Annotated in this window: 11 protein-coding genes; 8 read left to right on the top strand and 3 right to left on the bottom strand. The window is 67.0% G+C overall.

Annotation, left to right across the window (positions count from 1 at the left end; all coding sequences use genetic code 11):
• The 5 genes from P0645_RS00925 (at position 1) to P0645_RS00945 (ending at position 5141) form a co-directional block, all read left to right on the top strand.
• Complete coding sequence (locus P0645_RS00925; protein WP_284162671.1) at positions 1-1308, top strand: thymidine phosphorylase; 1308 nt, start codon at positions 1-3, stop codon at positions 1306-1308.
• Positions 1308-2516: a phosphopentomutase gene (locus P0645_RS00930; protein WP_284162672.1), complete on the top strand. Its 1209-nt coding sequence runs from the start codon at positions 1308-1310 to the stop codon at positions 2514-2516. Before P0645_RS00925 ends, P0645_RS00930 begins: the two co-directional genes overlap by 1 nt.
• Before the next feature lie 133 nt (positions 2517-2649).
• On the top strand, positions 2650-3639 hold the full coding sequence (locus P0645_RS00935) for an adenosine deaminase (RefSeq protein WP_502854713.1): 990 nt from the start codon (positions 2650-2652) through the stop codon (positions 3637-3639).
• Positions 3632-4264: a uracil phosphoribosyltransferase gene (gene upp / locus P0645_RS00940; RefSeq protein ID WP_284162674.1), complete on the top strand. Its 633-nt coding sequence runs from the start codon at positions 3632-3634 to the stop codon at positions 4262-4264. The genes P0645_RS00935 and upp overlap by 8 nt, the downstream gene beginning before the upstream one ends.
• Before the next feature lie 64 nt (positions 4265-4328).
• Complete coding sequence (locus P0645_RS00945; RefSeq protein WP_284162675.1) at positions 4329-5141, top strand: SPOR domain-containing protein; 813 nt, start codon at positions 4329-4331, stop codon at positions 5139-5141.
• On the opposite strand, the gene P0645_RS00950 is transcribed toward P0645_RS00945, so the two are convergent.
• Together P0645_RS00950 and P0645_RS00955 are read right to left on the bottom strand one after the other, a co-directional pair.
• Positions 5138-6124, bottom strand: a complete 987-nt coding sequence (locus P0645_RS00950; RefSeq protein ID WP_284162676.1) for a hypothetical protein — start codon at positions 6122-6124, stop codon at positions 5138-5140. The genes P0645_RS00945 and P0645_RS00950 overlap by 4 nt on opposite strands.
• Positions 6125-6304: 180 nt before the next feature.
• The gene (locus P0645_RS00955; protein WP_284162677.1) at positions 6305-7930 is read right to left on the bottom strand and encodes an AMP-binding protein; all 1626 of its coding nucleotides are present in this window, start codon (positions 7928-7930) and stop codon (positions 6305-6307) included.
• An 88-nt stretch (positions 7931-8018) separates the two neighbouring features.
• Between P0645_RS00955 and P0645_RS00960 the strand changes: the two genes are divergently transcribed.
• From P0645_RS00960 to P0645_RS00970, 3 genes are read left to right on the top strand one after another with little or no spacing between them, the layout of a single operon-like run.
• Positions 8019-8945: a DMT family transporter gene (locus P0645_RS00960; protein ID WP_284162678.1), complete on the top strand. Its 927-nt coding sequence runs from the start codon at positions 8019-8021 to the stop codon at positions 8943-8945.
• Positions 8946-8961: 16 nt separating this feature from the next.
• Positions 8962-9612, top strand: a complete 651-nt coding sequence (locus P0645_RS00965; protein WP_284162679.1) for a Type II secretory pathway, pullulanase PulA — start codon at positions 8962-8964, stop codon at positions 9610-9612.
• A gap of 15 nt (positions 9613-9627) precedes the next feature.
• Entirely contained in the window at positions 9628-10332 is a 705-nt protein-coding gene (locus P0645_RS00970) for an SDR family oxidoreductase (protein WP_284162680.1), read from the top strand.
• A 104-nt stretch (positions 10333-10436) separates the two neighbouring features.
• On the opposite strand, the gene P0645_RS00975 is transcribed toward P0645_RS00970, so the two are convergent.
• A complete protein-coding gene (locus P0645_RS00975; RefSeq protein ID WP_284162681.1) occupies positions 10437-12632 on the bottom strand; it encodes a 3-hydroxyacyl-CoA dehydrogenase NAD-binding domain-containing protein in 2196 nt (731 codons plus the stop codon).
• Positions 12633-12676: the final 44 nt, after the last annotated feature.

Raw genomic sequence — 12676 nt, forward strand, 5'->3', positions numbered from 1 at the left:
ATGGACGCGCGCCAGATCATCGCACGTGTGCGCGACGGCGGCGGCCTGCCCGCCGATGCGGCGCGCTGGTTTGCGGACGGGCTCGCCTCGGGCGAAGTCACCGATGCGCAGGCCGGGGCCTTCGCCATGGCCGTTTTCCTCAACGGCCTGCCGGTCGAGGAACGCGTCGGCTGGACGCTCGCCATGCGCGACAGCGGCCAGGTTCTGCACTGGGATATGCCCGGGCCTGTCGTCGACAAACACTCGACCGGAGGCATCGGCGATGTGACCTCGCTGCTGCTCGCGCCCGCGCTTGCTGCCTGCGGTGCCTATGTGCCGATGATCTCGGGCCGCGGCCTTGGCCATACCGGCGGCACGCTCGACAAGCTAGAGGCGATCCCCGGCTACAAGGTCGATCAATCCGGCGAGGCACTGACCCGCATATTGCATGAGGTCGGTTGCGCGATCGTCGGGGCGAACGCCGATATCGCGCCCGCCGACCGGCGGCTTTACGCGATCCGCGACGTGACGGGGACGGTCGAGAGTATCGACCTGATCACCGCCTCGATCCTCTCGAAGAAACTGGCGGCAGGACTGGAAGCCCTTGTTCTGGATGTGAAAGTCGGCTCCGGCGCCTTCATGAAGACGCTCGACCGCGCGCGGGCGCTGGCCCGTTCGCTCGTCGATACGGCCAATGGTGCGGGCTGCAAGACGGCGGCGCTGATCACCGACATGTCGCAGCCCCTGGCGGCGGCGGCGGGCAATGCGCTCGAGGTGATCGAGGTGATGGAAACGCTGACCGGCCAGGCGATCAGCCAGCCCTTGTGGGACACGACCGTGGCACTTGGCGGCGAGGCCTTGGTGCTTGCAGGTCTGGCCGAAGATGCGCTGGAAGGCGAGGATCAGATCGCCGAGGCGCTGGACTCGGGCCGAGCAGCCGAGATCTTCGGCGAGATGGTCGCGGCGCTAGGCGGACCGCATGACTTCGTTGACCATTATCCTGACCGTCTGCCCGCCGCGCCTGTGGTGCGCGAGGTGAAGGCGCCTGAGGGCGGGTTCATCGCCAGCATCAATGGCGAGGCGCTTGGCCATGCCGTGGTTCATCTTGGTGGTGGGCGGCTCAGGGGCGGCGACCGGATCAATCCGGCGGTCGGGCTGTCGGACCTTGCGCCCATCGGCGAGCCGGTGGCGGCGGGTGAGGCCTTCGCCTTGGTTCACGCAGCGTCGGACGCAGATGCGGAACGCGCGGTGGCCGAAGTGCTCGCCGCCTACCGGATCGCGCCCGAGGCGCCGGACGAGCCGGAGCTGATCATCGAAAGGATCGCCTGATGGGACGCGCCTTCCTGATCGTGATGGATTCCGTCGGTGCGGGCGGCGCGCCGGACGCGGGCGCCTTCTTCAACGGCAAGGTGCCGGATACCGGCGCCAATACGCTCGCCCATATCGCTCAGGCCTGCGCGGCGGGCCGGGCGGAAGAGGGGCGCAGCGGCCCCTTGCACATGCCGAACCTCGACCGGATGGGCCTGTCGGCAGCCGTGGCTTTGGCGTCGGGCGAGGCGATGCCGGGCCTGCGCCACAGCCCGCAGGGCCTTTGGGGGGCCGCGACCGAACTGTCGAAGGGCAAGGATACGCCCTCGGGCCATTGGGAACTGGCGGGTGTGCCGGTGCCGTGGGACTGGCACTATTTCCCCGACACCCAGCCCGCTTTCCCGCAGGGTCTGATGGACGAGGTCGCGCGGCTGTGCGGGGCAGGGGGCACGCTTGGCAATTGCCATGCGTCCGGCGTGCCGATCATCGAGGCGCATTGCGCCGAACATATCCGGACCGGCTGGCCGATCTGCTATACCTCCGCCGACAGTGTCTTTCAGATCGCCTGCCATGAGGAGACCTTCGGGCTCGACCGACTTCTGAAGTTGTGCGAGGACATCGCGCCGCGCCTGCATGCGATGAAGGTGGGGCGTGTGATTGCCCGGCCGTTCGTGGGCAGCCCCGGCAATTTCAGGCGCACCACCAACCGCCACGATTATGCGATCGCGCCGCCCGCGCCGACGCTTCTGGACTGGGTGCAGGGCGCCGGACGCAAGGTCCATGCCATCGGCAAGATCGGCGACATCTTCTCGATGCGCGGAATCGACGATGTGAAGAAGGGCGCAGATATTTCACTTTTCGAACATCTGATGGATTTTGCGCGTCAGGCCGAGGATGGTTCCTTGACCTTTGCCAACTTCGTTGAATTCGACAGCCTCTTCGGCCACCCGCGCGATGTTTCGGGCTATGCCCGTGCGCTGGAATGGTTCGATGCCCGGGTCGGCGACTTCCTCGCGGCTCTCCGCCCCGGCGATCTTGCGCTGTTCACGGCCGATCACGGCAATGACCCGACCTGGACCGGCAACGATCATACGCGCGAGCGTGTGCCGGTCATTGGTCACGGCTACGGCCGGAAGGAGATCGGGCATGTCGGCTTTGTCGACGTTGCCGCCTCGGTCGCGGCCCATCTCGGCGTGCCGTCGCAGGGGCCGGGGCGGAGTTTTCTGTGAGCCTTCCCGGCGTCGAGGCCCCCACCCCCATCCCCTCCCCACAAGGGGGAGGGGAGGCGCGGAGCGGGCTGGCGTTCGTCCCGCAAGCGTCTGGCATTCGTCCCGACAGCGTCCCGACAAGAGAGACATGAACATGACCGCCAATCTGCCGAAGATCGAACTGCACCTGCATCTGGAAGGCGCGGCGCCGCCTGCCTTCATCCGGGGGCTGGCGAAGGAAAAGGCGATGGACCTGTCGGGCATCTTCGACGAGCGCGGTCATTATGCCTACCGCGACTTCTGGCATTTCCTGAAGGTCTACGAGGCTGCCACCGAAACGCTGAAGAGCCCCGAGGATTATCACCGTTTGACGCTTGCCGTGCTGGAGGAGAGTGCGGCCTCGGGCGTCGTCTATTCCGAGACCTTCCTCAGCCCCGACTTCTGCGGCGGGCGGGACGTGGAAGCCTGGAAGGATTATCTGGCCGCGATCCGCGAGGCGGCCGATCTGGCCGAGAAGCGCGACGGCATCACGCTCAGGGGCATCATCACCGCGATCCGCCATTTCGGGCCGGAGAAGGCGCGCGAAACCGCGCTGTGCGCGGCGGAAACGGCTGGCGACTGGATCGTTGGCTTCGGTCTGGCCGGTGACGAAAAGATGGGAAAACCCAAGGACTTCGCCTGGTCCTTTGATGCAGCGCGTGAAGCGGGGTTACGCCTGACGGCGCACGCGGGCGAGTGGGGAGGACCGGACAGCGTGCGCGACGCGATCCGCGATCTGGGCGTCGAACGGATCGGCCATGGCGTCCGCGCGATCGAGGATCTGGCGCTGGTTGACGAGATCGCCGAGAAGGGCGTCGTGCTTGAGGTCTGCCCGGGTTCGAACGTGGCGCTGGGCATCTACAGGACCTGGCGCGACCATCCGATCCACCGGCTGCGCGAGCGGGGGGTAAAAGTCACGGTCTCGACCGACGATCCGCCTTTCTTCCACACCACGATGAAGAATGAATATGACAGGCTGGCGGATGCCTTCGACTGGGACGAGGGCGTCTTCGACGCAATCGCCCGCACCTCGATTGACGCGGCCTTCTGCGATGGCGATACAAGGGACCGGATCGTCAAGAAGCTGGAGGCTGCCCGTGCGTGATCATCTGACCGTCGTCAAACATCCGCTGGTGAGCCACAAGCTGACCCTGATGCGCGAGAAAGACACGTCGACCAACTCCTTCCGCCGCCTCCTGCGAGAGATCAGCCAGCTTCTGGCCTATGAGATCACCCGCGAGATGGAGATGACGACGAAGCGGATCGAGACACCCTTGTGCGAGATGGACGCGCCGGTCATCGACGGCAAGAAGCTGGCGCTGATTTCGATCCTGCGTGCGGGCAACGGGCTTCTCGACGGGGTGCTGGAGCTCATACCGGCGGCGCGGGTGGGGTTCGTGGGTCTCTACCGCGACCCCGAGACGCTGCAGCCGGTGCAATATTATTACAAGGTGCCATCGGGGCTGGAGGATCGTCTGGTCATCGCGCTCGACCCGATGCTGGCGACGGGCAATTCCTCGGCCGCCGCAATCGACCTTCTGAAGAAGTCGGGCGCGAAGAACATCCGCTTCATGTGCCTTCTCGCCGCGCCCGAGGGCGTGGCGCGGATGAAGGAGGCGCATCCCGATGTGCCGATCGTGACGGCGGCGCTCGACAGCCATCTGAACGATCACGGCTATATCGTGCCCGGCCTTGGCGACGCGGGCGACCGGATGTTCGGCACGAAGTGAGTGGGGGCTTTACCGGCGCTTGGGCCTTTGCCAATCTGGCCGCGGGGTGGAGGCAGGGCAGGCAATGAGATTTCTTCCGGTACTGGTGTCTTTTGCGGTCTTGGCCGCTCAGCCCACGGTCGGGCAGGTGGGTGGTCCGGCAGAACCGCCGCCCGCTGACTATGCCGGGCGAGAGTACACAGATAGCAAGGGCTGCCTCTTCCAGCGCGCGGTGGTGAACGGCGCGGTCCACTGGGTGCCGCGTCTGGACCAGGCGAACAAACCGGTCTGTGGTCAGGCATCAGGCGCTGCGCCGGTGGGCGAGGTGATAGCGGCGGCACCGGAGAGCAGGCCGAGAATGCCACAACCTGCTGCGATGGAACCCAGACGCGCGCCTGCAGCGCTGATGATCGTCGGAACAGAGACCGTACCGCCGGGCGACGCGCTCTGTCGGCAGGGCGGTGCGCGGGGCTGGCTGAACGACGGGCGGCGGATCAGCCGCTGCGGCGGCGGCGCACTTGACCCCGCGAGCCTGAATGCATTGGGGGTGCCGGGATTGGCGCTTGCGGGGACTTCCGACGATCCGGCGGCGCTCGCCCGCGCAAAGGCTTTGGGCGCGGGCGGTTACCGGCTGGTCTGGTCGAGCGATGGGACGGTGGAAGAGCGGCCGGTGACCGGCGCGGCGCTTTGGGTACAGGTCGGCGCATTCGCCGATCCGGCGAATGCCGCGGCCGCCGCCTCGGCGGTGAAAGGCGCGGATTTCCCGGTGGCCCGGCAGAAGCTCAGGGGCGGGGCGCTGACCGCGATCCTCGCAGGGCCTTTCGCCACGCTTTCAGAGGCAGCGGCAGCGCGGGCGAAGCTGGTCGCGCGGTTTCCCGGCACTTTCGTCCGGCCTTAGCCACAGATACCCTGCAGCCCGACCCAGTCGGTATCGCTGATGATCGGCACCACCTCGCCCCCGTCCGGGCGGGCGAGCGGCGCGCCTGTCGCCTTGGAATAGGGTGCGAGGTCGAGGCGGACGCGCGCCGCCATCGCCGTAAGCGCGTCTGTCGGAACAGGGTTTGCCGACGCTTTCAGGAGACGCTCGCCATAGCCGTGGAAGGCGCCCGCAGTCACATCGCCGGTCGTCAGGAGGTGGAAGCTGGCGCGGAACCCGGCATGGGTCAGCGCCTCGGTCAGGGCGTCGGTCTGGCGGGCGCGAAGCTCCTCGGCAAGCAGATGGCCCGCGAAAAGCGCAGGATCATCACCGCTGTCCAGAAGCGGGCGGCCCGCGAGGATGAGGCCGCCGGGCAGATGCAGCGTGCCCTGAAGCCCCTCGGGCAGGATGACGAGCGCCGCGGAGCGGCCGAGGAGCCGGTCCGAGAGAAGATCGGCGGCGGACAGGCCTTCGGGCTCGGCGCAGGGCGGCCCGGTCAGACGGGTGATATCGGCAAGGATCGCCTGGCCGACGGCGGCGCGGACCGGCGCGGGCAAGACCCTGGCCGTATGGGCAATGAGCGCCCCCGGCAGCCAGAAGACCATCGCGCCGAGGAAGGCCGCGAGGAGCGTGGCGACGAGCGCGCCGCGCAGGCGCCCGGGATGGGGGCGACGCGCCTCGATCAGCCGGTGGACCTTGCCGATGGCGGCGATCATCACCTCGTCGTCGATCTCAAGCTCTTCCTCGGCCTCGGGGTCGGGGCGGAAGAGGGCGGGCATTTCGCCCGGATTGGCGCGCGTGAGCGCGGGCAGAGACCAGTGGGCAAGCGCGCGGTCTGACGCCGCCTCCTTCAGCATCAGCGTCGCATCGCCGAACGTGACGATCACTTCGCGCCGCTGCGCGCCCGCATGCTCCCGCCAGAGGCCGGTGCATTCCAGTCGCTGATATTCGCTGAGCGCGGTCATGCGCGGTTGCTGCTCTTGCCTGTTTTCCCGCAGTCTAGCGAAGCGGAGGGGGGCGGGCAATCTTTCCGGGCCGCCACCGGGGGCCGCCACCGGGGGCCGCTCGTCGAGCCCTGTCGCGCTCTCCTCGCTGTCGGCGCCGAAGAGAGCCCGCATGGGCTCGATGAGGCGCTCCTTGGCCGGTCAGAGATCCTTCGCCCGGGCGCGAAGTTCGAATTTCTGGATCTTGCCGGTCGAGGTCTTGGGCAGCTCCTGGAACACAACCTTCTTCGGCGTCTTGAAGCCTGCGAGCCGCGCGCGGGCGAAGGCGATCAGTTCGTCCTCGCTCGCTGCCGCACCCGGCTTCAGCTCGACGAAGGCGCAGGGGACTTCGCCCCATTTGTCGTCCGGCTTTGCCACGACCGCACACAGCGATACGGCGGGATGGTGCATCAGCGCGCCCTCGACCTCGACCGACGACACATTCTCGCCGCCCGAGATGATGATGTCCTTCGCCCGGTCGGTGATCTTGATATAGCCGTCCTCATGCTGGAAGGCGATGTCGCCCGAGCGGAAGAAGCCGCCCCTGAACGCCTCCGCCGTCGCGTCGGGGTTCTTGTAATAGCCCTTCATCACCGCGTTGCCGCGAATGGCGATCTCGCCGAGGCTCGATCCGTCGCGCACAACGGGCGCGCCGGTCTCGCCATGGACATTGATATCTTCCATGAAGGGCATGAGGACACCGGTCCGCGCCTTGATCGCGGCGCGGTCTGCCTCTGGCAACCCGTCCCACTCCCCCCGCCAGAGGCATTCGGTGACATGACCGAAGGTTTCGGTCAGGCCGTAGACCTGGGTCACGGAAAAGCCCAGGGGCTCGATCGCGGCCAGTGTTGCGGCAGGCGGCGGGGCCCCTGCCGTATAGGTCTGGACGATATGGGAAAAATCGCGCCGGTCCTCCGGTTTCGCATTGATGATCATGTTGAGCACGATCGGCGCCCCGCCCATATGGGTCACGCCTTCCTCGGCGATGGCGCGGTAGATGGCGGCGGCGGTGATGTCGCGGCAGCAGACGATGGTGCCGCCAAGCGCTGGGATCGTCCAGCTGTGGCACCAGCCGTTGCAGTGAAAGAGCGGCACGATGGTCAGATAGACCGGCCTCAGCCCCATCTGCCAGGCGACCGCTGTGCCCATCCCCAGCAGATAGGCGCCGCGATGGTGGTAGACCACGCCTTTGGGCCGCCCGGTGGTGCCGGAGGTGTAGTTCAGCGCAAGGCTTTCCCATTCGTCCTGCGGCATTTTCCAGGGCGCTTCCGCCGCGCCGGTGGCGAGCAGCGCTTCGTAGGTCTGATAGCGCCCGCTCGCCGCCAGCCCCGCGACGGGGTCCGGGACCTCGATGATCTCTGGACCCGTTCCGCCATTCAGCGCGACGGCTTCCTCTGCGAGGGGCAGGAGCTGACTGTCGACAAGGGCGACTTTGGCCTCGCCATGGGCAAGGATATAGGCGACCGTATCGGCGTCGAGCCTTGTGTTGATCGCATTGATCACCGCGCCCGCGGCCGGGATGCCGAAATGCGCCTCGACCTGGGCGGGCACGTTTGGCAGCAGTGTCGCCACCACATCGCCCGGCGCCACACCGGCCCGGGTTAGCGCCGAGGCAAGTCGGCTGACGCGCGCGCTCATCTCGCGGTAGGTCCAGCGTTCGCTGCCATAGACGAGCGCGGTATCAGCGGCGAAAACGTCAGCAGCGCGCGCCAGGAAGGAGAGCGGCGTCAGCGGCACGAAATTCGCCGCGTTCCTGCCAAGCCCGGTTTCGTCCTTGAGCCAACCCATGCGTGCCTCCCCCTCGCACATGTCGTTTCCAGACATGGGTAACCCGCGCCGGGCCGCTAGCATATCCAAATTCGACCTGAGAGGCCCAATGACCGTCCCCGATACCTTCCGACCCGCTGGCGCCAACCCGACCCTTCGCGCCGCTGCGATGGTCGTCACCTATGCTTTCCTGATCGGCTTCACCGACAATTGGGTCCGTGTGATCGCCGCCGAGGGCGGGCTCTGGCAGTTCCATGCCACCCGCACGGGGATGGCGGCGGCACTTCTCTTCCTTCTGGCCCGGCCGCTCGGGCTTTCGCTTCGCCCGCGCCGCCCGCGCGCGGTTCTGGCGCGCAGCCTGATCCATGCCGTTGCCATGGTGATCTATTTCGGCTGCCTCGCCTTCCTGTCGGTGGCCGAAGTGGCGGCGGGTCTCTTCACCGCGCCGATCTTCGTCCTTATCCTCAGCCGGTTCGTCTATGGCCATCCGATCGGGCCGTTCCGCGTCCTTGCGGTCCTGGTCGGTTTCGCGGGTGTCATGCTCGTCCTCGGCTTCGGGCTGCGCGCGGTCACGCCGGCCATGGTGCTGCCGATCGTTGCGGGGCTTTTCTATGCGCTCGGCAATCTTGCGACCCGGGAATGGTGCGCGGGCGAAACCGCCGAGACCCTGCTCTTGGGCTTCTTCCTCGGGCTCGGTTTCTTTGGCCTGATCGGCATGGCGGTGCTGTCGGTCTGGAACCCCGAGGTGGCAGAGGGGACCGCCGGGTTCGTTCTGCGCGGGCCGGTCTGGCCCTCGTCTGCCTTCCTCTTCTGGACGTTCGTGCAGGCCGCAGGCTCGCTTCTCGGCGTCGGCCTGATGATCCGGGCCTATCAGGTGGCCGAGGCGAGCCGGGTCGCGGTCTTCGAATATGCGATCCTGCCGATGAGCGCGCTTTGGACCTGGGCGATCTGGGGCGAGGGGATTTCGCTGAGTGCGGTTCTCGGGATGGCGCTGATCGTTTTCGCGGGGGCGATCATTGCGCTTCGGGCGCGCTGAGGCTTAGTCTCGGCCCATGTATCTCTCGCGCGGCCGCCGCTTCCTGTTCCTTCATGCGCCGAAGACCGGCGGCACGGCGCTGACGCTGGCGCTGGAAGCGCGGGCGATGAAGGACGACGTGATCGTCGCCGATACGCCGAAGGGCCGGTCGCGGGCGGGGCGGCAGACGGCGATCAGGACCGTGGGGCGGCTCTGGAAGCATTCGACGCTTGCCGATCTCGAGGGGCTTGCCGGGGTCGAGGACACGGGGCTTCTCATCGTGACGTTGGTGCGCAACCCCTGGGACCGGGTGGTGAGCTATTACCACTGGCTCAAGTCGCAGCGCTTCGGTCATCCGGCCGTGGGGCTGGCACAGACACTCGATTTCAGCGCCTTCCTGAACCATCCCGGGATTGCCGAGAGCTTCCGCCGCTGGCCCTACGGCGCGTGGCTGCGCGATGGGGCGGGGGCGGAGAGGCCCGGCCTCTTCCTGCGGCTGGAACATATCGACGTCGATCTTGTGCCGTTCGAGGCGCATCTCGGCTTTCGCCTCTCGCCCCTGCCGCGCGTGAACGAAAGTGCCCGGCCGCGCGACTGGCGGCCCTTCTATTCCGACCGCGACGCTGCTTTACTCGCGTCGATCTGCGCCGAGGATGTCGCGCGGTTCGGCTACAGATTCGACGCTTGAAATCAGGAGTTTGCCATGAGTGACCCAAAAGTTGCCCTCGTCACCGCCGGGGGCTCCGGCATGGGCGCCGCGGCGGCGCGCCATCTGGCGGGGCAGGGCTGGCAGGTGGGTATCCTGTCGTCCTCCGGCAAGGGCGAGGCTTTGGCCGAGGAGCTGGGCGGGCTGGGCGTGACCGGATCGAACCAGTCCTCTGCCGATCTGGCGCGGCTTGTGGATCAGGCGATGACGCGTTGGGGCCGGATCGACGGGCTGGTGAATTCCGCCGGTCACGGCCCGCGCGCGCCGATCCTTGAGATCAGCGACGAGGATTGGCACAGGGGGATCGACGTCTATTTCCTGAACGTGGTGCGCGCGACGCGGCTGGTGGCGCCGGTCATGGCGGCACAGGGCGGCGGCGCGATCGTCAATATCTCGACCGCCTGGGCGTTCGAGCCTTCGGCGATGTTCCCGACCTCTGCCGTGGCGCGGGCAGGGCTGGCGGCCTTCACCAAGGTCTTCAGCGACGAATATGCCGCGAAGAACGTGCGGATGAACAATGTCCTGCCCGGCTGGATCGACAGCCTGCCCGGCACCGAGGAACGGCGGCAGATGGTGCCGCTGGGCCGCTATGGAAAGGCGGAGGAGGTCGCGGCGACCGTCGCCTTCCTGCTCTCGGAGGGCGCGGGCTACATTACCGGCCAGAACCTGACGGTTGACGGCGGGCTGACGCGCCGCATCTGAGGTTTCGCCCGAAGGCGCGCCTCGTCGAGCATTTCATGCACTCCTCGGGCGGGTCCGACGAGTGCACGAAGTGCTTCGAGGAGGTCCGCCCGGGCAGACGGCGCTCAGGCGGCCTTTGCCGCCGTGCCGCCGTAGAAGCTTTCGCCCTTGGCCGCCATGTCGACGAGAAGCTTCGGCGCCTTGAACCGGGCGCCATGACGGGCTTCCAGCGCCTCGCAGATCTCGACCGCGCGGGCCGCACCCACGATATCGAGCCAGCCGAACGGGCCGCCCGACCAGGGGCAGTAGCCCCAGCCGAGGATCGCGCCGACATCGCCTTCGCGGATGTCTTCCAGCACGCCTTCCTCCAGTGCGCGGACGGCTTCCAGCGTCTGGACCATCAGCATCCGGTGCTGGGCTTCGGTCAGCTCGGGCTGGTCGTCAGACACCGGCCAGAGCGTTTCCAGACCGTCCCACAGACCCTGCCGCTCCCCCTTTTCATCATAGGCATAGAAGCCTGCCTTCGCCTTGCGGCCCAGGCGCCCCTTGTCGGCCATGGCAAAGAGGACGGGATCGACCGCGCTGTCGGGATAGGCGTCGCCCATCGCGGCACGGGTCGCCTTGGCGATCTTGACGCCGAGGTCGATCGAGGTTTCGTCGACCAGTTGCAGCGGCCCGAGCGGCAGGCCGAGCAGTTTGGCGGCATTCTCGATCAGCGCCGGTTCCACCCCTTCGGCGACCATGCGGATGCCTTCGTTGATGTAGGGGATGATGCAGCGGTTGGCGTAGAAGAAGCGCGCGTCATTGACGACGATCGGGGTCTTCCTGATCTGGCGGACGAAGTCGAGCGCCTTGGCGACGGCGACATCGCCGGTTTCGCGGCCCTTGATGATCTCGACCAGCATCATCTTGTCGACGGGCGAGAAGAAGTGGATGCCGATGAACTGCTCCGGGCGCTTCGATGCCTTGGCGAGATCGGAGATCGGCAGGGTCGAGGTGTTGGTGGCAAAGATCGCGGCTTCCGGGATCGCGGCTTCGGCCTTGGCGGTGACGTCGGCCTTGACCTTGGGGTCTTCGAAGACAGCCTCGACGATCAGGTCGCAGCCTGCGAGCGCGGCGTAATCGGTGGTGGCACTGATGCGGCCCAGCACTTCGGCCTTTTTCTCGGCCGTCACCTTGCCGCGCTTCATGCCCTTGTCGAGGATGCCTTCGGAATGGGCGCGGCCGCGGTCGGCGGCCTCCTGGCTCGCGTCGATCAGCACGACCTCGATCCCGGCATTGGCCGAGACATAGGCGATGCCCGCGCCCATCATGCCGGCGCCGAGGACGCCGACTTTCCTGACCGTCTGATCCTCGACCTTCGGCCGGTTCGCGCCTTTTTCCAGCGCTTCCTTGTTGATGAAGAGCGAGCGGATCATCGCGGAGGAGGAGGGGTTCATCAGGACATTCGTGAACCAGCGCGCCTCGATCTTCAGTGCCGTGTCGAAGGGGACGAGTGCGCCTTCGTAGGCGGCTGCCAGCAACGCTTTCGCCGCCGGATAGACGCCCTGCGTCTTGCCGTGGACCATGGCCGAGGCGCCGACATAGGTCATGAAGCCCGTCGGGTGATAGGGGGCGCCGCCGGGCATCTTGTAGCCCTTGGCATCCCAGGGTTTCACCATATCCTCGGGCTTGGCGTTCAGGACCCATTCCCTGGCGCGGGTCATCAGGTCTTCCGGCGCCACCACCTCGTCGATGATGCCCGCGGCCTTCGCGGCCTTCGGGTCGGAGAGCTTGCCTTCGAGAAGGAAGGGCGAGGCGGCCATGGCGCCCATCTTGCGGACGAGCCGCGTGGTGCCGCCCGCGCCGGGGAAGATGCCGACGAGGATCTCGGGCAGGCCGATCTTGGCCTTCGGGTTATCGGCGGCGATGATCCGGTGGCAGGAAAGCGGCAGTTCGAGGCCGATGCCGAGCGCCGTGCCGGGCAGCGCCGCGACGATCGGTTTGCCGCCCTTGCCCGTTTTCAGATCGCGGCCCATCAGTTCCATCTTCCGCTCGAGCGCGTGGAAATTCATGATCCCCTCGAAAAGGCCCCGCGCCGGGTCGTCGCCCGCGCTTTCCTTCATCCTGGCGATGATGTTGAGGTCCATGCCGCCCGCGAAATCCTTCTTGCCGCTGGTCAGGATCACGCCCTTCACGCTGTCATCCGCGATGGCCTTGTCAATGAGCGCGCCGAGGTCCGCCGCTGCCTCGAGATTGAGGACGTTCATCGACTTGGACTTCACGTCCCAGGTGATGGTGGCGACGCCGTCGGCGTCGAGGGAATAGGTGAAATCAGACATGTGTGGTCTCCTGTCTTTTCGCGGTGAAGCGGGGGTTTTCCACC

Origin of the sequence: Frigidibacter sp. SD6-1 (assembly GCF_030143255.1) — a bacterium.
Taxonomy (GTDB): Bacteria; Pseudomonadota; Alphaproteobacteria; order Rhodobacterales; family Rhodobacteraceae; genus TMP-24.